Source organism: Amycolatopsis sp. YIM 10 (genome assembly GCF_009429145.1).
Classification (GTDB): domain Bacteria; phylum Actinomycetota; class Actinomycetes; order Mycobacteriales; family Pseudonocardiaceae; genus Amycolatopsis.
This window is the reverse complement of the sequence record NZ_CP045480.1, coordinates 6,102,491-6,125,346: the sequence shown is the minus strand read 5'-3', so window position 1 is coordinate 6,125,346 and position 22,856 is coordinate 6,102,491. Positions and strand designations below refer to the sequence as shown.

Sequence of the window (22,856 nt, the reverse complement as noted above, 5' to 3'; positions counted from 1 at the left end):
ATGTGAGCGATCGGCCGAATGGCGAGGTAGCCCGTGACCAACGAACAGCAGCTCGTCGACCACCTCAGCCGACCGCTCCTCGAGGCGGAGGGATCGCGCATGATCGAACGAGAGTCCGAACTCGCCGAGTTGACCGCGGCTCTTGCCGAGTCCGCCACCGAGGGCGTGCGCGTCGTCGCGGTCCAGGGGGTTGCCGGGACCGGCAAGACAGCGCTGATCGACGAGTTCGGCGACCGGGCCCGTGGCGCCGGGGCGCGACTGCTCCGCGCCAGCGGGGCGCCGACCGAATGCTCGCTTTCCCTTGGCATCGTGCGCCAACTGCTCGCCGGTGAGGTCTTCGACCGCGATACGGCGGTGCTCGTCGGTGGCCTGCTCGACCACCAGCTGCTCGCCGATGCGGAATCCGACGGGGTGAGCCGCTCCCGGGTGCTGGACGGGCTGGCGACGGCGGTACTGGAGCTGGCCGGCCGGAGCCCGCTGGTGATCACCATCGACGACACGCAGTACCTCGACGCGTTCTCCCAGGACTGGCTCATCTACCTGATCCGCCGTGCCGGACGCGCCCGGATCCTGATCGTCCTCGGCTGGCGCGACGATGTCGAAACGTCCCCGACCAACTCCCGGCTGCTCTGCGCCGAGCTTTACCAGCAGGCCTACTTCCGGCGGCTGCTGCTGACCCCGCTTTCGCCGAGCGGCGTCGCCGAGCTGATGGCCGAGCGACTCCCCGAGCCCGGTGCGACGGAACCGGCCGCGAAGGCGTACCAGCTCACCGGTGGCAATCCGCTGCTCCTGCACGCGTTGCTGGCGGACAGCCGGGCTGCCACCGTCGGCGATGGCCCGCCGGCCGAGCCGGGCGCGGGGCCCGAACTCGAGCGGGCGGTCCAGCTCGTCCTGCGCCGGTGCGATCCGATAGTCCTGCGGGTCGCGGGTGCGATGTCGGTGATCGGCGAGCCGTCGCGGTTCGCGTTGCTCGGCCAGCTCGTCGGCGCCGCGCCGGACCGGGTCGCCGTGGCGGTGCGGGTGCTGACCCAGATCGGCCTGGTGGAAGCCGGCCGGGTGCGGCACCCGATCATCGCCGGCGCCGTGCTCAGGACCTTCTCCGCCGCTGACCGGTCCGAGCTGCGCTGGCGCGCGGCGGGTCTGCTCAAGGCCTCCGGCGCGGACTCCTTGACGATCGCGGAGCACTTCGTCGCCTCCGGCCGTCTCGACGACCCGTCGGCCATACCGAACCTGGTCGAGGGGGCGCGGCAGGCGCTGGAGGAGGGCTATCCGCGGCGGGCCACCGAGCTGCTGCGGCTGGCGTACCAGGTGGACACCGATGTCCGGCGCAGGGTGGAGATTCTGGCCATGCTGCTGCGGGCGGAGTGGCGGGTCGATCTGGGCGCCTCGGCCGGCCATCTGCCCGAGCTGACCGACGCGATGCTGAGCGGCCGGCTCGGGGGCAGGCACGCGACGATGCCCGTCATCATCATGCTGGTGCAGGGGCGGGTGGCCGATGTCTGCGCCGTGCTCTCCCGGCTGGCGGCCGACCTGCCGCCGGACTCCCGGCCATCCTGGGAGTTCGAGATGATGCGGAGGTGGCTGGCCGACATGTATCCGGGCGTCTTCGGGCGAGCGGACGGTGAGAGCACGACGAACGGCACGCCGATCATTCCTCCTGGCGCCATCGGCTATCGGTTGCTCGAACACTTTCAGAGCACCCACCACCAGGGGGCGACCCCGGAACGCCTGGACCAAGCGGACGAGGCGCTCTGGCAACAGCCGCTGACCGAGATCAATCTGCTGCCGTTCGTTCTGGCGTTGCGCACGATGATCCACGCCGAGCGCCTGGAGGAAGCGGAACGGCGGTGCCGGGGCCTGATGCTGACCTGCCTCGATCTCCAGGCGCCCACCTGGCATGCGCTGTTCGGCGCGATCGCGGCGGAGATCGCCTTGCGCAGGGGCTCGCTCAGCGTCGCGGCCGGCCGGGCCGCCGCCGCGCTCGAACTCATCCCGGTCGCCGAATTGGGCGTGCTGGCCGGTGCGCCGTTGAGCACCCTGCTGACGGCGCAAACGCTTCTGGGCGATCACGATGAAGCGGCGCGCACGCTCGCCATGCCGGTGCCGGACGTGATGTTCGAGACGCCGTTCGGCTTGTTCTACCTGATGGCGCGCGGCCGTCACTACGTTGAGCGCGGGCTCGCGCAGGTGGCTCTCGACGATTTCCAGGCCGTCGGTGATCTGCTCGACCAGTGGGGGATGGAGCGGACCGGGGCGTTGCCGTGGCGCACGGAGATGGCCGCCGCGCACCTGCAGCTCGGGGACCGCGAGGCGGCCGCACGCTATGCACGCGAGCAGCTGCGCCGGATCGGCCAGGACGGCCACTCGCGGGTGCGCGGGCGCACCCTGCGGCTGCTGGCGGCGACCCGCGAACTGCGCCTCCGGCCACCGCTGCTGCGCGATGCCGTGGACATCCTGCACCGGAGCGGGGACAAGTTCGAGTTGGCGAGTGCGCTCGCCGCCCTGCACGACGCGTACACCCGGCTCGGTGAGGCGGGCCGGGCGCGGTCGGTGGCACGCAAGGCCAACAGCATCAGGCAGGCGTTCTTCGCCGAACAGCCCGCTCGGCGGGTCGGCGCGCCGGACCTGCTGGAGGAGACGGAAGTCGACCTGCTCATGCTCAGCGACGCGGAGCGCAGAGTCGCCGAGTTCGCGGCGAAGGGCCTGACCAACCGGGAGATCGCCGGCAGGCTCTACCTCACCACCAGCACGATCGAGCAGCACCTGACCCGGATCTACCGCAAACTGGGGGTCAGCTCGCGGGTGCAGCTGCTGTCCCGGCTCGGGCCCCAACCGGCCCTCCCGCACCCGGCTCGCGACGAGGCAAGCGCCTAGTACATTTAATTCGCCAAATCCGGGGCGGAACTTCCGGCGAGCGAAATATGGCAGAAATAACAGAAATGCCGAAACAGGGAACTTCTTTTCCTGTGGGCCGTTCGGCCCATCGGTTCGTTGCCCGTGTGGGCGGTGTTTGCCTGTGGCGCCCGAATGGGGATCGTCACCTTGCCCGCCTGTTCATCGAGGTGTGCCCGATCGACTCCGGCCGGAAGTTTGACCAGCGTTTTTGCCGTGGGGACGGCCGGGATTGCTGGTCAAATCCCGGGACGCGTGGTTAGGATCGGCTTTGTCGGCAGGTAGAATCGGCCCTATTGAATCGGTGTTCCCCGTGCCCGGCATCCCCTTGCGATTTGCTCGCCCTGTCCGGTCGTTGTCAGCTGCCAGGAGTTCGCATGACCATCGATGACACGTCCATTTCGGAGGGTGCACCCACTCCGCTCGACCTGATCAACTGCTACCGGGATTCCCAAGCGGCTCTCACCGCGTCGTGACCGGGGCCGAGTGCGCTCACGAGCCGAACCCGGCCGTTTCGGAACTCGTCGAACGGGAGGTCCAGCTCGCCGAGCTGCGGGCACTGCTGGCGAGGTCGGCGCAGCTGGGCAATCAGACCGTCGTCGTCCGGGGGCCGGTCGCCACCGGGAAGACGGCGCTGATCCACGAGTTCGTCGGGCACTGCGCCGCGGCCGGGACCTCGGTGCTCACCGCGAACGGCTCGCTGGCCGAGCAGTCGTGCCCCCAGGCACTGGTCCGGCAGCTGCTCGACGACCTGGCTGCCCCCGATGACCTTGGCGAACCCGGCGGCACGGACGAGGCCGGGTGCCCGGCACCCCTGCGGACGGGCGAGGTGCTGCACCGGGCGTTGCTCGAGCGCCTGTCCTCGGGTCCGCTGGTGGTCTGCGTCGACGACCTCCACTTCGCCGACGACGAGTCCCTGCAGAACCTGCTCTACGTCCAGCGGCGGTTGTTCACCTCGCCGATCCTGTTCCTGTTCGGCGTGGCCGAGCACCTGCGGACCCGGCTGACCGAGTTCGACGCCGAGCTCACCCGGCGCACGCGCATCCACTCCGTCGACGTCGGCGCGCTGAGCCGGGCCGGGGTCGCCGCGATGGTCCGGCGGTGCGCGGGGGAGGACTTCCCGGACGACCGGCTGGCAGCGCTGCACCAAGCCTCCGGTGGCAACCCACTGCTGCTCAAGGGATTGCTCAAGGACCTCGCTTCCGGCACCGCTTCCGGCACCGTCCACAACGCCGCCGCCAACGCCGTCACCGCTGTTGACAACGCTGTCACCGCCGTCGGCAACGCTGTCGGCACCACCTTGAACACGGCCTTGAACACCGCTTTGAACACCGCCTTCGACACCGTGCCGAGCACCGGGGCCGCCACCGGCGTCACTACCGGCGTCACCACCGGGCACCGCGGCTTCCGCGACGCGGTGGCGGTTTGCCTGTACCGCGGTGGTTCCGGGCTGCGCGAGGTGGCCCGTGCCCTGGCCCTGCTGGGTGACCGGCCGGACCGGAGCCTGGTGCCCTCGCTGGTGCTCGCCCCGGCCGAGGAGGTGGACCGCTCGATGACCGCGCTCGCCGCGGCCGGGATCGTCGAGGCGAGCGGTGCCTACCGCACCTCGTCCGCGCGCGCCGCGGTGCTGGAGACGATGGAGCCGTCGGCCGTGTCCGCCCTGCACGCGCGGATCGCCGAACTGTTCTACGAGAAGGGCTTCGACCGCGACGCCATCGCCCGTCACCTGGTCTCGGCCGCCGAGCCCGTCCGGCCGTGGGCGGTGGAGGTGCTGATCGAGGCGGCCGAGGAGGCCCTGGCCGCCGGTGAGCTGGATCAGGCCGCGGAGTACATGGAACTCGCTTCGCGGGCCGAGGTCGACGAGCGCACGCGGGCCCGCAGTCTCGGGCTGCTCGTGCGGATCAAGTGGCACACCAACCCCCGTGCCGCGGCGAGCTACCTCACGCCCCTGCGCGACGCGCTGCTGGCCGGGTACCTCGGTGACCGGGACGCCGGGCGGCTCGCGGGTTACCTGCTGTGGCACGGCCGCGCGAAGGAGGCCGCGGGGGTGGTGGAGTGGATGGAGTCCGTCCGGGCCGGGCGGACACCGGCCGGTCAGGACGCGCTCAAGGCGACCCGCCAGTGGATGCGGTTCCTGCACCCCCGGCGCGAAACCCCGGCGACCGAGCGCGGCAAGGGCCACGAACCGGACGCGACCGGCGACCTTCGCCTGCATGCGTTCACCGCGCTGGTTTCGGTGCTGGCCGGGGGCGTTGGCGCCGACTGCTCGAGCGCGGAGTTCGTGCTGCAGAGCACGGAACTGGTATCCCACGTGGACGAATCGGTGTTCGCGGCGCTGCTCGCCCTGGTCTACGCGGACCGGCTCGACCGCGCGGAGCACTGGTGCGAGAGCCTGCTCGGCCACGCCCGCAGGCACAACCTGACCACGTTGTCGGCGATCGCGCTCGCGGTCTCGGCCGACATCGCGCTGCGGCGGGGCCGGCTGCCGGTCGCCGAGCGCCGCGCGAGTGAGGCGCTGGCCCTGCTGTCCGACCGTGGCTGGGGAGTGGTGATCGCCTACCCGCAGAGCATCCTGATCGCCGCGACCAGCGGGCTGGGACGTTATCCGGAAGCGGCCGAGCACCTGCGGCGCCCGCTGCCCGCCGGGACCTTCGACACCGCCTTCGGCCTGGGTTACCTCCACGCCCGTGGCCTGTACGCGCTGCGGACCGAGCGGTACTTCGCGGCGCTGGAGGACTTCCAGCGGTGCGGCAGGCTGATGCGGGAATGGGGGCTGGACCGGGCGGTGATCGCGCCCTGGCGGCTGGGCGCGGGAATGGTGCACGCCGCGCTCGGCCGTACCGCTGAGGCCAAGGCCCTGTTCGAGGAGCAGAGCAGGCGGAGGAGGGGCGAACCGGGTGCGGTCCGCGGGGTGTCGCTGCGGCTGCTCGCGCGGGTGTCCAAACCGGACTCCCGCAACGGCCTGCTGCGGGAATCCGTCGACCTGCTGGAAAAATCCGAGCACGCGCTGGAACTGGCGCTCTCGCTGGCCGAGCTGAGCAACGAGCGCTACGCCCGCGGGGACACCAAGCAGGCGCAGCAAGGCGCCCAGCGGGCCCTCGACATCGCCGATGACTGCGGCGCGCAGGATGATGTGCGCCGGGTGCTGGCCGAGGGCTACCGGTTCGACCTGGCCGGCCTGCTCGGTGAGGAGCAGGCTCCGGTGCCGCCCGAGCTGAGCAACGCCGAAGGCCGGGTGGCGGCGCTGGCCGCCGCCGGGATGACCAACCGGCAGATCGGCACGCGGCTGCACCTGTCGACGAGCACCGTCGAGCAACATCTGACCCGCGTCTACCGCAAGCTGCGGGTGACCCGCCGTTCGGAGCTGGCGAGGCTGCTGTGGCCGGACCGCACGGAAACAGCCTGACCATCCCGATCGGACAGTCGAAGACCACCGCGACCCCCGGCGTCTGGAAGCCGGTGGCCTCGGCATGGCCGCGGTGATCATGTCCGGCCGCTCCCGGCTGAGCATTACCGGCCAGGGGGCCGACCCCGCCCGGTCAGGGGGGCACCTCCGGTCAGCCAGGGGGCGACCTCGGCCGGTCAGGGGGTGCGCCCGGCCTGGCTAGGGGGGGGCGGGCGCGATCGACTAGGGGGTGCCTCTGATCGGCTAGGGGGTGCTGCTGGAGCTGGTGTGCGAGGAGGCCGCCGCGGTCTTGGGCACCGACGGACACGACGACGTGCTGCCCGAAGGTCGCGACGTCGTGTCCGGGCCCCCGAGCACCGTGGGCCGGGGATCCCGTGCCGGGCAACGACTTCCACCGGGTCGCAGTCAAGCAGGCCGCGGCTGGGAACCCGCCGAAGGCACAACCGCCGTGATCTCGAGCTTTCGCACCTGGTGCAGCAATTCGCCCCGAAGTGGGACGAACGCGAGCGCCTTGTCACTCGGCTGGCCGCTTTTCGGCCAAAATCAGGGACGAAACCCCCCATGGAACCGGAAAGGCAGTCACTCAAACGGACGCTGTCCCCTTGGTCACCCCACGCTAGGTTGAGTGCCATCCGAGGTCGGCTGGGGGCTGGGAGTGGGTGGTGGGCACGGCGCCGCGAACTCGTCGAACCCGCATCGGCCTCGGCGATTTTCGGGTGTGCGCGTCACCGTAAAGCCGACCGGCCGTGGACGGGGGTGACATGGCGACCGGGCACATCACCGTGACCGTCATCGACGACCACCCGGCGGTCGTCGCCGGGGTCGAGTTCTGGTATTCGACCGCCGATCCGCCGATCGAGGTCGTCGCGACCGGCCCGACCGCCAAGGTGGCCTGGACGCCCCCTGGCGACACCGCCGACGTGGTGGTCTTCGACCTGCAGTTGCCCGGCCAGCCGACTCCGGCATACGGAGACCTCAGGCGCCTCATCGACGCCGGCCGCCAGGTCATCGTCTACTCCATGCGCGAGGACGAACAGGCCGCACTGACCTGCCTCGACCTGGGTGCCTTCACCTTTCTCACCAAGGCGGAAGGCAAGGCCCACCTCGTCGCCGCGACCGTCGCCGCCGCGTCGGACCTGCCGTACACCCCACCCGCACTGGCGGGCGCGCTGGGCACCAACCGCCGTTCGGACCGGCCCCGCCTGTCCGAACGCGAGGAGAACGTGCTCCTCCAATGGTTCCAGTCGGAATCGAAGGAACTGGCCGCGGAGAAACTCGGCATCACCACCGGAACCCTCAGCACCTACCTCGACCGCGTGCGGGTGAAATACGCGAACGTCGGGCGGCAGGCCCGCACCAAGGCGGCTCTGGTGGCCAGGGCGATACAGGACGGTCTCATCGAAGTCGACGATCTGTAACCGGCTCTTGTAGGTCATCCAACAGACACCGCACCCTCCCGAACCCACTTACGGTGGGGCGCGGCGAGGAAGGAAGTCTCCGGGGCATCGCTCGCCGCGACGTACGACGACGAATCAAAGTGTGGGTGATTCTGTGCTCCTGTTCCGTGTGCGCCTGCTCGGCACCTTCGAGATCGAGCGGACGGACGAATCCGTCGAGATCATCGCCATGCCGGCAGGCAGGCTTCGCGCGTTGTTCTCCGCGTTGGCACTCCGGCCGGGCAGGCCGGTCTCGATGACCGAAATCGCGGATCGCCTGTGGGACGACGAACCACCACCCGGTGCCCGCACCACCATCCGCGGTTACATCAAACGCCTCCGCCGTTTGCTCGACGTCCCGGCGGAGCCTTCGGTCATTTCTTCCGGTCAGCACGGCTACCGGTTGGAAATGGACCCCGAACACATCGATCTCCACCGCTTCCGCGCCTTGCTGACCCGTGCCGCGGCGGCCACCGGCACCGACGACGAACCCGCGCTGCTCCGCGAGGCGCTCGCCTTGTGGCGCGGACCGGCTTTCTGTGACGTCTCCAGTGCATCCTTGCACCGCGAAGTGGTACCGGCGTTGCACGAGCAGTACCACGAAGCCGTCCACCGCCGCATCGAATGCGACCTCGCCGCCGGCGCGGCGGCCGACGTCATCGCCGAACTCCGTCACCTGGTGAGCGAAAACCCGCTGCGGGAAGGCTTCTGGGCCCAGCTCATGCGTGCGCTCCACGACGCGGGCCGCCCGGCCGAGGCACTCGCCGCCTACGAGCGATGCCGCACCGTCCTCGCCGAGAACCTGGGCGCCGACCCGGGCGCCCGGCTGCGCGAACTGCACCGGCGCATCCTCGCCGACGGACCGGAAGCGGCCGTCCCGCTGGTGCGGCCGCACCAGCTACCGCCTGAAGTGCCCCGCTTCGTCGGGCGTGAGCGCGAACTTTCGCGCCTGGACGAGGAGCGGTCCGCACCGGTCGTCATCAGCGGACCGCCCGGGGTCGGCAAGACCGCCCTCGTGACGCGCTGGGGACGAAGACACCAGGACCGTTTCCCCGACGGTGAGCTGTACGTGGATCTCACCGGTCTCAGCACGCTGGAAGCGCTGGAGATCCTCCTCGCCGGGATCGGCGGCACCGCTCGCCTGCCCTCCGGTGTGAACGCCAGGAGCGCCCTGTTCCGGACTCTGCTGGCGGGCCGGAGGATGTTGCTGGTACTGGACAACGCGCTCAGCGCCGAACAGGTGCGGCCGCTGCTGCCCGGCGGGGCGCACGTGGTGCTCATCACCAGCGTCGACACCTTGCCGGGGCTGACCACCTCCGCCGGCGCGGAACGACTCGAACTCGCGCCGCTCAGTGCGGACGAGGCATCGGCCCTGCTGGGGGAACTGCTCGGCTCGCGCCGCCGTGCCGTCGAATCGAAGGGCCTCATCGAACTCGCCGGGGTGTGTTCGGGACTGCCGCTGACCTTGCGCGTCGCCGCCGAACACGCCGACCGGAATCCCGGTCTCTCACTGGCGGAATACGCGGCGGTACTGCGGTCGGAATGATTCGTTGCCACCGCGGTGCAACGCGATTGCCACGCCGGGGTGGGAGCGTCGTTCTCGTGGCGGAAAGCCCGCCAAGCGAGAAGGAGCTGGTTTTCGTGAACAACGAGTCCACTGTGTTCGAGGCGCCGGCGCTGATCGAGGTCGGCGATTTCGACAAGGTGACCCTCGGTTCGCGCGGCTGGGGTTTCGAGCCCGGCGTGCGCTGCCTCATCTGGTGCGACTGACCGCAATTCCCCCATCACAGAACTGGGAGCTGAAAGATGATCGACGAAAACACGGTTTACGAGCCGCCCGCGATGACGTCCGTCGGTGAGTTCGACGAGGTCACCCTCGGTGGCGGCGGCCGGGGATACGAGTACAACAAGCAGTGCCTGATCTTCTGCTGATCCGCGTGCGCTGAACGCCCGTGCCGGTGCGGTGTTTCCCTGCCCCCGCGCCGGCACGGGATTTCACGGAGAACGTCGAAAAATGGCGCTGTTCCGCCATTGGCCGCTGGAGGCTGAAAGTGAAGTTCACGATTTTCCCGGACAGTGATCCCGGCCGGGCGGTCGCCGAATCGGCCGAGCCGTCCGCCCGGACGATCGCGTACCCGTCCGGGCGGCCATGGATCGCCGGTGAATGGCGGGACGACGAGATCGTCTCCACCCGGATCGGTGACCGCGTGCTCGTGCTGCTCGGCTGGCCGGGGATCACCGAAGCGAAACTGCGTTCGGAACTCGAGCGCGTGGAGGACCTTTCGCAGCTCGACCGGCTGGCCGGCGCGTTGCCGGGAAGCAGTCATCTGCTGGCGGCGTTCGGCGGACGGGTTCGCGCGCAGGGCACGATCTCCGCAGTCTGCCAGATCTACTACACACGCGTGCGCGGCACCACCGTGCTCGCCGATCGGCCGCAAACGCTGGCGGCACTCGCCGGAACGGGCCTCGACGAGTCGTTGCTCGCCCGCTACCTCATGGTCACGGCGCCACCGTGGCCGTTGGAGGACGAGTGCGCGTGGCACGGCATCGAGCGGGTACCGCCGGACGCCTACCTGACGATGAAACCGGACGGCGGTTGCCGGATTTCGGCGTGGTGGACCATTCCGGAGCCGGAACTGCCGTTGCGGGAAGGGGCGGCCGCGGTCAGGGCCGCGCTCGAAGCCGGGGTGGCCGCGCGTGCTTCGCTGCCCGGCCGCACCAGCTCGGACCTGTCCGGCGGGATGGACTCGACCAGTCTTGCCTTCCTGCTCGCGAAACACCCCGGTGAGCTGCTCACGACGCGGTTCGAGGCAGTGGACAGCGCGAACGACGATGTGATCTGGGCGTCGAAGGCCGCCGCCGACCTGCCGGACGCCGAACACCTGGTCATCGCGCGCGATGACGCGCCGATGAACCTCGCCGGCGCGCTCACTCCCGAGCCGGACGCGGAAGGACCGTCGTCCTGGCTGCGGACGCACGGACTGCACTACCACCACGTGCGGTTGCTCGCGGAACACGGCGTGGCAAGGCATCTGACCGGGCACGGCGGGGACGAGCTGTTCTACGTGATGCCCCAGCACGACCACAGCCTGCTGCGAACCGCGCCGCTGAGCTACCTGCCGCACCTGCGGTCCAACCTCAGCCTGCGCCGCTGGACGCTGGGGCGTGCCCTGCGCTTCCTCGCGGACAACACCAGCTACCGGCGCTGGCTGGCCGACTGCGCTCGCACGCTCACCGAACCGCTGCCGAAGACCTCCGATCCCAGCATGGGCTGGGGTGAGCCGCCGAGGATGCCACCGTGGACCACTTCGCGCGCGGTCGAACTGAACCGCGCGCTCCTGCTCGCCGCCGCCCGGCGGGCGCCGAAGCCGTTGTCTCCCTTGCGGGCCCAGCACGCGACGCTCGACATGGTGCGCGTTTGCGGTGACGGTGTGCGCCGGGCGAGCTGGATGAGCGCCCGGCACGACGTGAGCTGGCACGCGCCGTTCGTCGACGACCGGGTGGTCGAGGCGGCGTTGTCGATCCGACTACAGGACCGCGTCGCGGCGAACCGGTACAAGCCGGTGCTGGCCGAGGCCATGCGGCCGGTCGTGCCGGGGCACGTGCTCGGCAGGCCGACCAAGGGTGAGTTCAGCGCCGACGTCTACGCCGGTTTCGCCCACCACAAGCGTGAACTGCTGGAGCAGTGCGAGCAACTGGAACTGGAGCGGTTCGGCCTGGTCGACGCCGACGCGTTCCGCCGGGCGCTGCTGGCGCCCCATCCCGCGTCCCGCGACCTGATGCCGCTGCTGGGCACCCTGGCCTGCGAGGCCTGGCTGCGGTCGGTCGCCGCGCTCACCACCACGACTGGAGGAAAGTCATGAGCCTGGTACTGGCCGACCACGTGTCGGTGACCGAAACCGACAGTGGAATGGTGTTGCTGGACCAGCGATCCGGCCGGTACTGGCAGCTCAACACGACGGCGGCGGTGGTCATCCGCACCCTCCTCGACGGCGGACAGCCGGACGACGCGGCGACTGTCCTGTGTGCACGGTTCCCGGCGGACGCCGAGCGGGTCGCCGAAACGGTCTCCGAGTTCACGCGTGCGCTGCGACAGGCGAAGCTGGTGACGGGATGACGCTGCCGATCACCCTCGAAACCGCCGGCCGGGTCCCGGTTCCGAAGCGGATCGCCGCTCATGCCGCCGTGACCGTCGCGCGGATTCTCATGCACGCCAAACCCTTCCGGCTCCGCAAAGTCCTCGAACTGGCGAAGACGGGTGCCCGCCCGGCGACCGCGGAGCAGGCGATGGGCGCGCGTCAGGCGGTGGTGTCGGTGAGCAAGCGGTGCGCCGGGCAGCAGTGCCTCCAGCGGGCCATCGCGACCGCGTTGCTCTGCCGGTTGACCGGAACCTGGCCCGACTGGCGCACGGGCGTGCGCACGGAACCGTTCCGGGCGCACGCCTGGGTCGAGGTCGACGGCAACGCCATCGGCGAGGCCGAAGACATGCGTGCCTACCACGTCGTGCTGTCCGTACCCGCATGAGAAAAGAGGGCCCCGCCATGTCAGCTGCCGATTCCGTCCGGTTCGGGGTGCTGCTCGGCTCGCACCGGGACGCCGGCCAGTCCGACACCGACGTGCTCCGCCGCTCGGTGGCGCTGGCCAGGCAAGCCGACGCGCTCGGGGTGGACGACGTCTGGATCACCGAGCACCACTTCCTGGATTCGGTGGTGTCCCCCTCCTCGATGGCGCTCGCGGCCTACCTGCTCGGCGCCACCGAGCGGATCACCGTCGGTACCGCGGTCACCCTGCTCCCGCTGCACTCGCCGGTGCACACCGCCGAGCAGGCGGCGTTGCTCGACCAGGTCTCCGGCGGCCGGTTCGTGCTCGGTGTCGGCCGCGGCCAGCCGTTGGTCGAATACGACGTCATCGGCGGCGGCGTCGAACACTGGCGTTCGGGGATGACCGGCGCCCTCGATCACACGCTCGCCGCACTCGACGGCAAAGTACCCGGTCCGGAACCGCTGCCGCTGGTGCCGCTGCCCGCCACGCCTGGTGGGCCGCCGGTGTACGTGGCGGCCAATTCCGAGGACTCGGTGCGGCTGGCGGCCGAACGCGGGCTGCCGATGCTCCTCTACTTCGACAAGGACGCCGCGACCAAGGCCCTGATGATCGAGGACTACCGGCGCTTCGCGGGTGACGCGACGGCCCCGGCCGACCACGCGTTCGCGTTGTACACCTACCTCACGGAGACGGCGGACGAAGCACGCGAGCTGATGCGTGAGCGTGCCCGCGCCATGCTCAAGGGCGGCAACCGGGACCGGATGCTGATCGCGATGCCCGACACCCGGCCCAGCGGGGCCGAGCTGGAAGCGCTGACCGAGGAGATCACCGACCGGCTGCTGGCGATGCACGCGGTGGGTGATGCCGAAACCTGTGTGGACCGCCTGGTGCACAACATCTCCGTGTCCGGGTGTCACCGGGTGCTGTGCCAGGTCGAGCCGTTCGGCCGGACCTCGGCCGCGCCCGGTGTGCTCGATCGGCTGGCGCGCGAGGTTTTCCCCGCGGTACGGGCACGGCTGGCCGGCGGATCCGATGCCGGTCGGTGATCTCCGCCGCGACGCCAGGACACTGTGGAGTTCGGTGCGGTCCTCGGGTCGTGACGGTCTCGCGTTGCTGGTACTGACGGCGGTCGAGGTGGCGGCGCTGCTGGCCGTGCCGGGTGCACTGGCGGCCGCGGTGGACGCGATCAGCGGCCGGGGGAGCAGCGGCGCCGCGATCGCGCTGGTCTGCGTCGTGCTCGTGCTGGGCTCCGCCGCCGGGGCGGGCACGGTGGTGCTGGAGAAACGGGCGCAGGTCAGTGGCACGTTGTCGCTCCGGCGCAGGCTGGTGCGGCACCTGCTCCGCCTGGATCTCGGCGCGTTCCGGCGGTACGGCACCGGTGACCTGCTCGGCCGGATCTCGCAGTCGGCCGCGATGACCTCGAGCGCGGTGACCGCGCTGACCGCCCTGCTGGTCTCGGTGGTCACCTCGATCGCCGGACTGGTGCTGCTCGTGCTGCTCGACCTCCGGCTGGGCCTGATCGTGCTGGCCGCGGCACCACTGATCTGGTGGCAGGCGGGCCTGCTGACCCGCCGGATGAGTGCGAACACCACCGATTACCAGACCCGGCAGGGGGAGTTGACCGGCCGGTTCACCGACGCGGTCCGCGGGGCGCGGACGATCAGGGCGAGCGGAACGGCCGCTCGCGAGGTCGACCGCGTGGTCGCGGGACTGCCCGCGCTGACCGCCGCGGGGCACGAGTTCTGGCGGGTGCTCCGGACCGCGGCCTTCCGCGTCAACCTGGTGATGCCGTTGCTGCAGGTGGCCGTGCTCGCGGTGGCGGGCTACAGCGTGCTGCACGGACGGATGACCGCCGGTGAACTCCTCGCCGCGCAGGGGTACTTCGGCTTCGCCGTCGGCATGTTCCAGCAGACCATGGTGCTGGGCAGGGTCGCGCGGGCGCTGGGTTCGGCGACCATGGTCGCCGAGGTGCTGGCGGAGCCGGTGCGGCCGGCCGGTACCAGGACGCTGCCGCCGGGGCCGGGCGCGCTGAGCCTGCGCGGGGTACGGGTGAGCCCGGTGCTCGACGGCGTCGACGTCGACTTCCCGCCGGGGGTGGCGATCGCGATCGTCGGCCGGTCCGGCGCCGGGAAGTCCACGCTGACCGAGGTCGCCGGTGGCCTGCTGGTTCCGGAGGCGGGGTCGGTGCGCCTCGACGGCGTGCCGCTGACCGAACTCCGGCGTGACGAGCTGGGCGGGGCGGTGACCTACGCCTTCGAAAAGCCGGTGCTGCACGGCGAAACGGTCGCGGACGCGATCGCCTACGCCGATCACCCGGCCACCCCGGCGCAGGTCGAGCAGGCGCTGCGGGTCAGCGCGGCAGCCGATTTCGTGCGCCGCCTGCCTGCCGGAGCCGGGACGCGCCGGAGCCGGTTGCTGCTGTCCGGCGGTGAGCTGCAACGCCTCGGCCTCGCCAGGGCGGCGTGGCGGGACGCGAGGGTGGTCGTGCTGGACGACGCCACGTCCAGTTTGGACACCGCGACCGAAGCCGAGGTCACGGCGGCGCTGGACCGTGCACTGCGTGGCCGGACCCGGCTGATCGTCGCGCACCGGGCGGCCACCGCGGCGTCGGCGGATCTGGTCGCCTGGCTGGACAGCGGCCGGATCCGGGCGTTGGCCCCTCATCGGGAACTCGTGCGGGATCCGGACTACCGCGCGTTGTTCGGCCTGCGGCAACCGGCCGCCGCCGGGTCGGAGGTGCGGTGAACTCCGTGGCGTGGCGGATGATTTCACCGCCGATCAACAAAAACCGCCGTGCGCTGGTGATGGTGCTGTGCTGGTCGTTGCTGGGCGCGGTCCCCACGCTGTTGTCCGGCCTGCTGGTCGCGGTGGCGCTGGACCGGGGATTCCTGGCCGGGAACGCCGGGTTCGGACTGGCGATCCTCGGCTGCTACGGCGCGTCTCTCGGGCTCGGCGCGGTCGCCACGCGGCAGGCGATGGGGCCGATGGCCGTCCTGGCCGAAGCGGTGCGTGACCACCTCGTGCACCAAGTGGTCCACACCAGCCTGCACACCGCGGTTTCGGCCGGATTCGCGGCGCGGACGGGTTTCGCCGCGCGGATCATCGGCCAGACCGAGACGGTTCGCCAGATCCTGTCCAACCTGGTGATGGCGATCAGCTCGGCGGTGCTGATGACCATCGCGGCGTGCGCCGGCCTGGTGGCACTGGTGCCCGCGATGGTCGTCGCGCTGGTGCCGATCATGCTGCCGGCCGGGGTCCTGCTCGTCCGGTTGTCGGGGGTGTGGCGGCGCAGGTACGAGAAGTCGTTGGCGTGCGAGGAAGAGCTGGCCGCCGAACTGGACCTGGTGCTGGCGGGAACGCGCGACATCGCCGCCTGTGACGCGGCCGGGCGGGCCGCCGGCGACACCGATCGCCGACTGCGCGCGAGCGCGGAAGCGGCGACCGGGGTTGCCGGGATCAGCGGTGCGAGGATCGGCGTGATCGGCCTGGCCGGGCACCTGCCGTTGATCGTCCTGTTGCTGCTGGCACCGGTTCTGGTCTCGCGAGGGGCGTTGACCGTTGGGGAACTGGTCGGCGCGATCACGTACCTGGCGACCGGACTCGAACCCGCCTGGCGCGCGATCACCGAACTGCTCGGCAACCAGGCCCTGGAAGTCGCGACCGTGCTGGCGAGGTTGTCCGGCACCGGGATTTCCGCGGAGAGCGGAGGCTCTCTCGAAGCGAGCCGGTACGACCTCGCGTTGCGAGGGGTCACCTTCCGCTACGGCCCCCAGTCCGAACCGGTACTCGCGAACGCGGACCTGACCCTCGACGAGGGCACCCGGCTGGTCGTGGTCGGGCCGAGCGGCATCGGGAAGTCCACATTGGTCAACGTGTTCGCCGGACTCGAATCCCCCGAAGCGGGTAGCGTGGCGCTCGGTGGCGTCAACCTGCGGGACCTGCGCACGGAATGGCTTCGCCGGTCTGTCGCGCTGGTGCCGCAGGAGGCGTATGTCTTCGCCGGCACGGTGCGGGAGAACCTCGCGTATCTCGCACCGGCCGCCGAGGACGCGGAACTGGTCAGCGCGGCCGCGGTGTTCGGTTTGACCGAACTGATCACCCGGCACGGCGGGCTCGACGGGGAGATCCGGCCGGACAACCTTTCCGGTGGCGAGCGGCAACTGATCACGCTCGCCAGGGTGTATCTGTCGCCGGCCCGCGTGGTGATCCTGGACGAAGCGACCTGCCATCTGGACCCGCGGGCCGAAGCGGTCGCCGAAGAGGCGTTCGCGCGGCGGCCGGGCACGCTGATCGTGGTCGCCCACCGGATCAGTTCGGCGATGCGTGCCGAGCGGGTCCTGCTGATGGGTGCGGGATCGCTGGTGCAGGGCACGCACGAGGAACTCCTGCACGGTTCGGCGGACTACGCGCGCCTGGTCGACTACTGGACAAGGGACGGAGGCACCGTCGCCGTCGACTGAAGCTCGGCGCGTATCTGTCTCGGAATGGGGCTATGAGTCGTTGCCGTCGTCGAGGGTGTCGAGCAGGAGTTGGGTGCTGCGGGCGTAGTCGGTGTGGGAAACGCCGCTGCGCTCGATGAGTCCGGCGAAGCGCTGTCTCAGCGAGTTCTGGCACTGTTCGAGCAGTTTCCGGCCCGCCGGGGTGAGGCTGAGGCGCCGCCGGTGCCCGCCGTCGGGGTCCGGGGCGATCTCGACCAGACCGGCTTCGGCGAGCACGCTCGCCATCCGGCTCGCCGACGGCTCCGAAACGTCCATGTCGGCGGCGAGCGCCCGTTGCGTGCTGGCGTCGGGGTCGAGCCGGTCGATGCCGACCAGGGCGCGGAACCGGCGGTAGGACAGCCCGTGCTCGTCCCGCAGGATGCGATCGGCCGATCGGTCGAGCCTGGTCACCAGCCGATGCAAAGTGAAGCTCAGATCCTCTGCCACGGGTGTATCTTAGCAAGACAACTTAGAAGGCTAAGTTGCTGGAGGTGCCTCGTGGTTTCCGTGATCCTGCTCGTCGTGCACGTGGTGGGCGGTACCGCCGGGCTGCTGCTCGGGCCGCTGGTGATGCGTGAGGACAATCGCCGCTTCGCCGCGGGGGAGCGCGGTCCCGGCCGGTACGGGGACTGGTACCTGGTGGCGGTGGTCCTCGTCTGCGTGTCGGCCGTCGGGCTGGTGTGGGCCAAGCGCGCCGATCTGTGGTGGCTGATTCCGGTGTCGGCGCTGACCGTCGGCCTGGCCGTGCTGGCCCGGGAGGGCACCCGGCGGCGGTTCCGCGGCTGGACGCACGCCTACGTGCACGGACTCGGCGGCTCGTACATCGCGCAGGTGACCGCGCTGATCGTGGTGTCGCTCGTGGTGAACGGGCCGGTCCGCGGTGCCGCGGAGCTGGTCGTCTGGCTGGGGCCGACCGCGGTCGGCACCGTGCTCATCGAGGTCTGGCGACGACGCTTGAGGGTTGTTCCGCTCAGTGCCTGATTCGGTTGTAGTTGCCGAGTTGCGGCCGTCGATCGCGCGAACAGCCTGTCCCGCTCTTCGGCCTGCCCGTCACCGGCTGTTCACCGCTGCTTGTATCGCGGTCGAAGCCGAGGTGGTGATTGACTGACCGCACAGTCCGGCCGTCCTGGAGGTTTCATGTCCCGGCTTTCCCGCGTGCTCGCCGTGTCGCTGCTCGCCTCGCTCACCGCCGTGCTCGCGGTTCCGGTCGCCACCGCCGCGGAGGGGGCGCCGGCGGTGATCGCGCACCGCGGTTCGTCGGGCGTCGTGCCCGAGAACACGCTGGCCGCGGTCCGCCAAGCACTCCGGCACCGGGCGGACGTCGTCGAGAACGACATCCAGCGCACCAAGGACGGCGAGCTGGTGATCATGCACGACACCACGCTGGCCAGGACCACCGACGTCGAAGCGGTGTTCCCGGAACGCGCCCCGTGGAACGTCGGGGATTTCACGCTGGCCGAGATCAAACGGCTCGACGCCGGTTCGTGGTTCGCCCCGGAGTTCGCGGGCGAGCGGGTGCCCACCCTGCGCGAGTGGGGCGAGGCCGTCGGCGGGAGGGCGAAGATGCTGTTGGAGCCGAAGGCGCCCGAACTGTACCCGGGTATCGAGGAGGACCTGGATCGGGAACTCCGCACGGTCCCGGTTTTCCGTGCCGCGCTGCGCGGTGAGCGAATCGTCGTACAGTCCTTCAATCACCCGTGGCTTCGCGGCTACCAGGAACTGGCGCCGGAGGTGCCGGTCGGGCTGCTCTTCGGGACGAAACCCACCGCTGCCGACATCGAGCAGGCCGCGGACTGGGCCGAGCAGGTCAACCCGGCGTTCAAGGTGATCGACGAGGCGACCGTCGACCTGGTGCACGGCCAGGGCATGGAGATCCACGTGTGGACCGTGAACGACGGCCAGGGCATGCGCACCGCGCGCGACTGGGGTGTCGACGGCATCATCACGAACTACCCCCAAGTCCTGCGGGATCTGCTCCGCGACTGACGGACAGGGAGCGCAGGGCGAGCCGAAGCTCGCTCAGCGCTGACTCGGATGGACTGAAAGGTCGGAATATCAGCTGAGTGCTTGGATCCCGGTCGCTGGCTTCTCCTGGCCGGCCGCCCACGACGCCAATAGGGCCAGACCGTCCGCGGTCGCCGTGCCGGCGGGCGCGGTGTAGACGGTCAGGAGCAGGCCGGATTCGGCAGGCAGCTCCATCGACTCGACGTCCAGGTCGAGCCGGCCCACCACCGGATGGTGCACACGCTTGCGTCCGGACCGGTGGAGCCGAACGTCCTGGGACGCCCACCGCCGCCGAAATAGTTCACTGCGTGTCGATAGCTCACCGACCAGGGCGATCAGTTCCTCGTCGTGCGGATTGCGGCCGGCTTCCATGCGTAGCTTCGCGGCCGCATCGCAGGCGATTTGGTCGTAGTCGACGAAGAACGTCTTTGCCGATTCGGAATCGAGATACACGAACCGCGCGGTGTTCGCCGGCCGTCGCGTGTCGGCCAGCACCGGTGAAAACAGCGCGCGGGCAAGCTGATTCGTGGCCAGCACGTCATAACGGCCGTTGCAAATCCACGCCGGCGCATCGGTGATGGCGTCGAGCACCTGCTGAAGCGCCGGACGCACCGTCACGGCGGGTCGCCGGCGGCGTGGACCGCCAGGTGCCCTGGACTGCCGCGCAAGTTCGAACAGGTGATCGCGCTCCGCCTCGTCAAGTTGCAAGGCGGAGGCCAACGCGTCGAGCACCCCGTCGGAGGCGCCGGCGAGACTGCCGCGCTCCATGCGCACGTAGTAGTCGACCGACACCCCCGCCAGCAGAGCTACCTCTTCGCGACGCAGACCTTTGACCCGGCGGTTGCCGCCGTAGGCGGGCAGTCCGGCCCGCTCGGGCGTGATCCGCGCGCGACGGGAGCTCAGGAATCCCTTGATCTCGGTGCGCGGATCGATCGTGGCCACCCCTTCACCGTAGGCCCTGTCCGCGGGCGAAGGGAGGTTCTGCTGGTACCCCCCGACGGCCACGCACCCCCGGTCGTGTGCCATCCGGGACGGTGCCTCAGAGCATGGCGAGCCGGTCCACCAGCAGCTCCGTCCTGCGCTCGGCGTCTTCCGGCGGAAGCCGTCCCGCTCGGGTCAGGGTGGCCAGTCCGTGCAGGGACGCCCAGAACGTCTCGGTGAACAGCTCCGGGCGCACGCTGTCCCCGGCGACCTCGCTGAGGCACTCCAGCATCGCGGCGAAGGCGTCCTTCAACGGTTCGGGGGTGTCCTCCCGCGCGTACGCCAGGCCGCCGTCGAGCTGGAACAGGGCGTCGTAGACCGCCGGATGCTGTTCGGCGAAGGCGAGGTAGGCACGGGCCAGCGCGGTGACCCGGGCGCGCGGGCCGTCGGCGGCGGCGGAGGTCGCGGCCCGCATCGCCACGGCCATCTCGGAAGCGCCCTGCAGGGCGACGGCGCCGATGATCTCGCGCTTGCCGCGGAAGTGGCTGTAGAGGACGGGCTGGCTGTATTCGATGCGCTCGGCGAGCCGGCGGGTGGTGACCGCGTCCCAGCCCTGCTGCTCGGCGAGTTCGCGGGCCGTCGCCACGATGAGGCGTTCGCGGTCCGCCCGTTCGCGCTCCTTGCGTTCCTGTACCGACATGAGTCGATCCTAGCACCGCTAGACAATCGAGCGGTAGCAGTACTAGCATCGCCTCGTCCGCTAGCAACGCTAGATTTTTGGAAGGTTGCCATGCTCAGCGCACTCGAGGTCTTCACCACCGTGGTCGTCGGCGTGATGGTGGGGGTGGAGTTCTCCGTCCCCTTCTTCAGCAACCCGATCCTCAACGCACTTCCCGGCGACAACGGCCTGCGCGCCCGCGTCCACGGGGCCCGGCTGGGCGGCGCCGTGATGCCGTTCTGGTACATCGGCTCGCTCGTCCTCGTCGGGGTCTGGGCCGTCGCCGGGTGGGGTGACGACGGCACCGGTCTCGTCGTGACCGCCGCCGCGCTGCTGATCGTCAGCGTGCTCATGTCGGTCCTGGTGCTCGTCCCGATCAACAACCGGGTCAAGACGTGGACCGACGGCAGCCGGCCGGCCGACTGGAAGGAGCAGATGAAGCGCTGGGACCGCTGGCACTACGTCCGCGTCGCCGTCATCATCGCCGCCTTCGCCTGCCTGGTGGCCGGCCTCACCTGAGCCCGCGGGCACGCCTAGGTACCTGATGCGGTCGTGGCGATGCCGCCGTCGACCGGGACGATGGCGCCCGTGAGGTAGGACCCGGCCCGGCTCGCGAGGAACACGGCGACACCCGCCATGTCGTCGTCGCGGCCGAGCCGGCGCAGAGGGGCCTTCGCCGCGATCGTGTCGCCGATGGCATCGATCGTGGCCGCCATCATCTGCGACGGGAACACTCCTGGGGCCACCGCGTTCACCGTGACGTGCTGTGGGCCCAGTTCCCTGGCAAGCACCCTGGTGAGTTGATGGAGTGCCGCTTTGCTGCTGGCGTACGAGTAGTTGGGCGACTCGGCGACGTGGATGGCGGCGATACTGCCGATGTTGATGATCCGCGCGGGATCGTCGGCCGTGCCCGCACGGCGGAGTGCGGGGAGCAGTGCCTGCACCAGCCAGAACGGCGACTTGAGGTTGAGGTCGATCACCGCGTCCCATGCCTCGTCCGGGAACGTCTCCAGCGGCTCGCGCCACATCGCTCCCGCGTTGTTGACGAGAATGTCCAGGCGTTCCGAGTCGGCCTCGACCAGATCAGCGAGGCGCCGGCACTCGTCGTACCTGGACAGGTCGGCGGGGATAGCTTGAACGTCGCCGAATTCGGACAGTAGATGTTGTGCCTCCGCGCACGTCTCTGCCTTGCGCGAGCTGATGACGACGCGGGCGCCCGCCTGCAGAAGGCCGCGCGCTATCATCATTCCGATTCCCTTGGTGCCGCCAGTGACAAGTGCGTATTTCCCACTCAGATCGAAAAGGTCTGCGTGAGTGGTGAACTGGTTGTCCGCCATTGGTCTTCGTTCCCTTTGTCGTGAAAGCACGTGCTGACACGGTCGCGCGTCCGGTGCAGCCGAATTGAACTCAAACAATTTGACATGCGTTCTGGACGGCCGGGAGACCCTGGCGATACAGGTACTGTGACAGCCCCCTTGCCGTACTAGGCGAACAGCCGCGCGACAAGTTGATCGACGTGGCCTCGCCGTGCTCGTCCAAGAGCAGGAGTCCGGGCGCGGGCGCGTAGGTTCCACCGGTGGTGCGGGAGGTCTCGCGATTTGTGGGCGAGTCGGCGCTACCGCAGGAACTCCAGCAGCCGCCCGGTGACCACGGCGGGCTGTTCCTCGGCCAGGAAGTGGCCGCATTCGGCGATTCCGGCGCCGGTCACGTTCTCGGCGTAGTCGCGCCAGATGTCCAGGGCGGGCAGTGTTCCGAGCAGCCCGGCTTCGCCCCACATGGCCAGCACGGGCATGGTCAGCTTGCGGCCGGCGTCGGCTTCGTCGTGCTCGTCGTCGTCCGGGAAGGACGCGCGGTAGTCGTCGAACCCGGCACGTAGCGCGCCGGGCGCGGAGAACGCGCGCACGTACTCGTCGGCGGCGTCGAGGCCCTGGCGCTGGTAGGTCCAGCGTTCGAAGAAGTAGCCGAGATAGGCGGCGATGTTCTGCCCCGCCAGCAGTTCCGGCAGGTCCGGCTGCAGGTGGAACAGCCAGTGCCAGTAGCCCCGCGCGGTGCGCGCGTCGATCCGCCGCCACATCTCCCTGGTCGGGATGATGTCCAGGACGGCGAGCTTGGCCACCTCGTCCGGGCGGTCCAGCGCCCACCGGTGCGCGACGCGGCCGCCGCGGTCGTGCCCGATCACGCTGACCCGCGGGAAACCCAGGTGCCGCACCAGTTCCGAGACGTCGGCGGCCATGGTCCGCTTGTCGAAGCCGGTGCGGGGTTTGTCGGTCAGCCCGTAGCCGCGCAGGTCGGGCGCGATGACGGTGTGGTGCTCGGCCAGCTCCCCGAAGACCTTGTGCCAGCAGTAGGAGGTCTGCGGCCAGCCGTGCAGCAGCACCACCGGTGGTCCGTCCCCGGCTTGCCGGTAGTGCACCCGAATCCCGTTCACCGTGGCCATCCGTGACTCCATACCTTCCTTC

At 70.1% G+C, this 22,856-nt stretch carries 20 protein-coding genes; 15 read left to right on the top strand and 5 right to left on the bottom strand.

The window, feature by feature from the left end; translation table 11 throughout:
- Positions 1-99 precede the first annotated feature (99 nt).
- The 12 genes from YIM_RS29100 to YIM_RS29045 all read left to right on the top strand — a co-directional run bounded on the left by YIM_RS29100 (position 100) and on the right by YIM_RS29045 (position 16,736).
- A complete protein-coding gene (locus YIM_RS29100) occupies positions 100-2,874 on the top strand; it encodes an AAA family ATPase (protein WP_153033367.1) in 2,775 nt (924 codons plus the stop codon).
- A gap of 490 nt (positions 2,875-3,364) precedes the next feature.
- Entirely contained in the window at positions 3,365-6,298 is a 2,934-nt protein-coding gene (locus YIM_RS29095) for an AAA family ATPase (protein ID WP_153033366.1), read from the top strand.
- A gap of 761 nt (positions 6,299-7,059) precedes the next feature.
- Entirely contained in the window at positions 7,060-7,716 is a 657-nt protein-coding gene (locus YIM_RS29090) for a response regulator (RefSeq protein WP_194239787.1), read from the top strand.
- Positions 7,717-7,849: 133 nt separating this feature from the next.
- Positions 7,850-9,280 (top strand): BTAD domain-containing putative transcriptional regulator, encoded by a 1,431-nt coding sequence (locus tag YIM_RS29085; protein WP_153033365.1) that lies wholly within the window; start codon positions 7,850-7,852, stop codon positions 9,278-9,280.
- Positions 9,281-9,336: 56 nt separating this feature from the next.
- On the top strand, positions 9,337-9,504 hold the full coding sequence (locus YIM_RS29080) for a lasso RiPP family leader peptide-containing protein (RefSeq protein WP_194239786.1): 168 nt from the start codon (positions 9,337-9,339) through the stop codon (positions 9,502-9,504).
- Positions 9,505-9,540: 36 nt separating this feature from the next.
- Positions 9,541-9,666, top strand: coding sequence for a lasso RiPP family leader peptide-containing protein (locus YIM_RS29075; RefSeq protein ID WP_153033363.1), 126 nt, complete (start codon positions 9,541-9,543; stop codon positions 9,664-9,666).
- A 119-nt stretch (positions 9,667-9,785) separates the two neighbouring features.
- Entirely contained in the window at positions 9,786-11,597 is a 1,812-nt protein-coding gene (locus YIM_RS29070; RefSeq protein WP_153033362.1) for an asparagine synthase-related protein, read from the top strand.
- Entirely contained in the window at positions 11,594-11,851 is a 258-nt protein-coding gene (locus tag YIM_RS29065; RefSeq protein ID WP_153033361.1) for a lasso peptide biosynthesis PqqD family chaperone, read from the top strand. Before YIM_RS29070 ends, YIM_RS29065 begins: the two co-directional genes overlap by 4 nt.
- On the top strand, positions 11,848-12,258 hold the full coding sequence (locus tag YIM_RS29060; RefSeq protein ID WP_153033360.1) for a lasso peptide biosynthesis B2 protein: 411 nt from the start codon (positions 11,848-11,850) through the stop codon (positions 12,256-12,258). The genes YIM_RS29065 and YIM_RS29060 overlap by 4 nt, the downstream gene beginning before the upstream one ends.
- Before the next feature lie 17 nt (positions 12,259-12,275).
- On the top strand, positions 12,276-13,322 hold the full coding sequence (locus tag YIM_RS29055) for an LLM class flavin-dependent oxidoreductase (RefSeq protein ID WP_194239785.1): 1,047 nt from the start codon (positions 12,276-12,278) through the stop codon (positions 13,320-13,322).
- Positions 13,309-15,021: an ABC transporter ATP-binding protein gene (locus YIM_RS29050; RefSeq protein WP_194239784.1), complete on the top strand. Its 1,713-nt coding sequence runs from the start codon at positions 13,309-13,311 to the stop codon at positions 15,019-15,021. The genes YIM_RS29055 and YIM_RS29050 overlap by 14 nt, the downstream gene beginning before the upstream one ends.
- The gene (locus tag YIM_RS29045) at positions 15,018-16,736 is read left to right on the top strand and encodes an ABC transporter ATP-binding protein (protein WP_153033357.1); all 1,719 of its coding nucleotides are present in this window, start codon (positions 15,018-15,020) and stop codon (positions 16,734-16,736) included. The genes YIM_RS29050 and YIM_RS29045 overlap by 4 nt, the downstream gene beginning before the upstream one ends.
- A gap of 30 nt (positions 16,737-16,766) precedes the next feature.
- On the opposite strand, the gene YIM_RS29040 is transcribed toward YIM_RS29045, so the two are convergent.
- A complete protein-coding gene (locus YIM_RS29040) occupies positions 16,767-17,201 on the bottom strand; it encodes a MarR family winged helix-turn-helix transcriptional regulator (RefSeq protein ID WP_153033356.1) in 435 nt (144 codons plus the stop codon).
- A gap of 51 nt (positions 17,202-17,252) precedes the next feature.
- Between YIM_RS29040 and YIM_RS29035 the strand changes: the two genes are divergently transcribed.
- Together YIM_RS29035 and YIM_RS29030 are read left to right on the top strand one after the other, a co-directional pair.
- Positions 17,253-17,735: a hypothetical protein gene (locus YIM_RS29035; RefSeq protein WP_153033355.1), complete on the top strand. Its 483-nt coding sequence runs from the start codon at positions 17,253-17,255 to the stop codon at positions 17,733-17,735.
- A 156-nt stretch (positions 17,736-17,891) separates the two neighbouring features.
- The gene (locus tag YIM_RS29030) at positions 17,892-18,740 is read left to right on the top strand and encodes a glycerophosphodiester phosphodiesterase family protein (protein WP_153033354.1); all 849 of its coding nucleotides are present in this window, start codon (positions 17,892-17,894) and stop codon (positions 18,738-18,740) included.
- Positions 18,741-18,809: 69 nt separating this feature from the next.
- Here the strand turns inward: YIM_RS29030 and YIM_RS29025 are convergent, their stop codons facing one another.
- A complete protein-coding gene (locus YIM_RS29025; protein ID WP_153033353.1) occupies positions 18,810-19,700 on the bottom strand; it encodes a helix-turn-helix transcriptional regulator in 891 nt (296 codons plus the stop codon).
- Between the two features lie 97 nt (positions 19,701-19,797).
- Positions 19,798-20,379, bottom strand: coding sequence for a TetR/AcrR family transcriptional regulator (locus YIM_RS29020; RefSeq protein ID WP_153033352.1), 582 nt, complete (start codon positions 20,377-20,379; stop codon positions 19,798-19,800).
- Between the two features lie 90 nt (positions 20,380-20,469).
- Here YIM_RS29020 and YIM_RS29015 point away from each other — a divergent pair, with 90 nt between their 5' ends.
- Positions 20,470-20,916: a DUF1772 domain-containing protein gene (locus tag YIM_RS29015; protein ID WP_153033351.1), complete on the top strand. Its 447-nt coding sequence runs from the start codon at positions 20,470-20,472 to the stop codon at positions 20,914-20,916.
- A gap of 14 nt (positions 20,917-20,930) precedes the next feature.
- Here YIM_RS29015 and YIM_RS29010 read toward each other — a convergent pair whose 3' ends face one another.
- Both YIM_RS29010 and YIM_RS29005 read right to left on the bottom strand, forming a co-directional pair.
- Positions 20,931-21,734, bottom strand: coding sequence for an SDR family oxidoreductase (locus YIM_RS29010; RefSeq protein ID WP_153033350.1), 804 nt, complete (start codon positions 21,732-21,734; stop codon positions 20,931-20,933).
- Between the two features lie 278 nt (positions 21,735-22,012).
- Positions 22,013-22,846 carry an alpha/beta fold hydrolase gene (locus YIM_RS29005; protein ID WP_153033349.1) on the bottom strand — a complete coding sequence of 278 codons (834 nt, stop codon included), beginning with the start codon at positions 22,844-22,846 and terminating at the stop codon, positions 22,013-22,015.
- Positions 22,847-22,856: the final 10 nt, after the last annotated feature.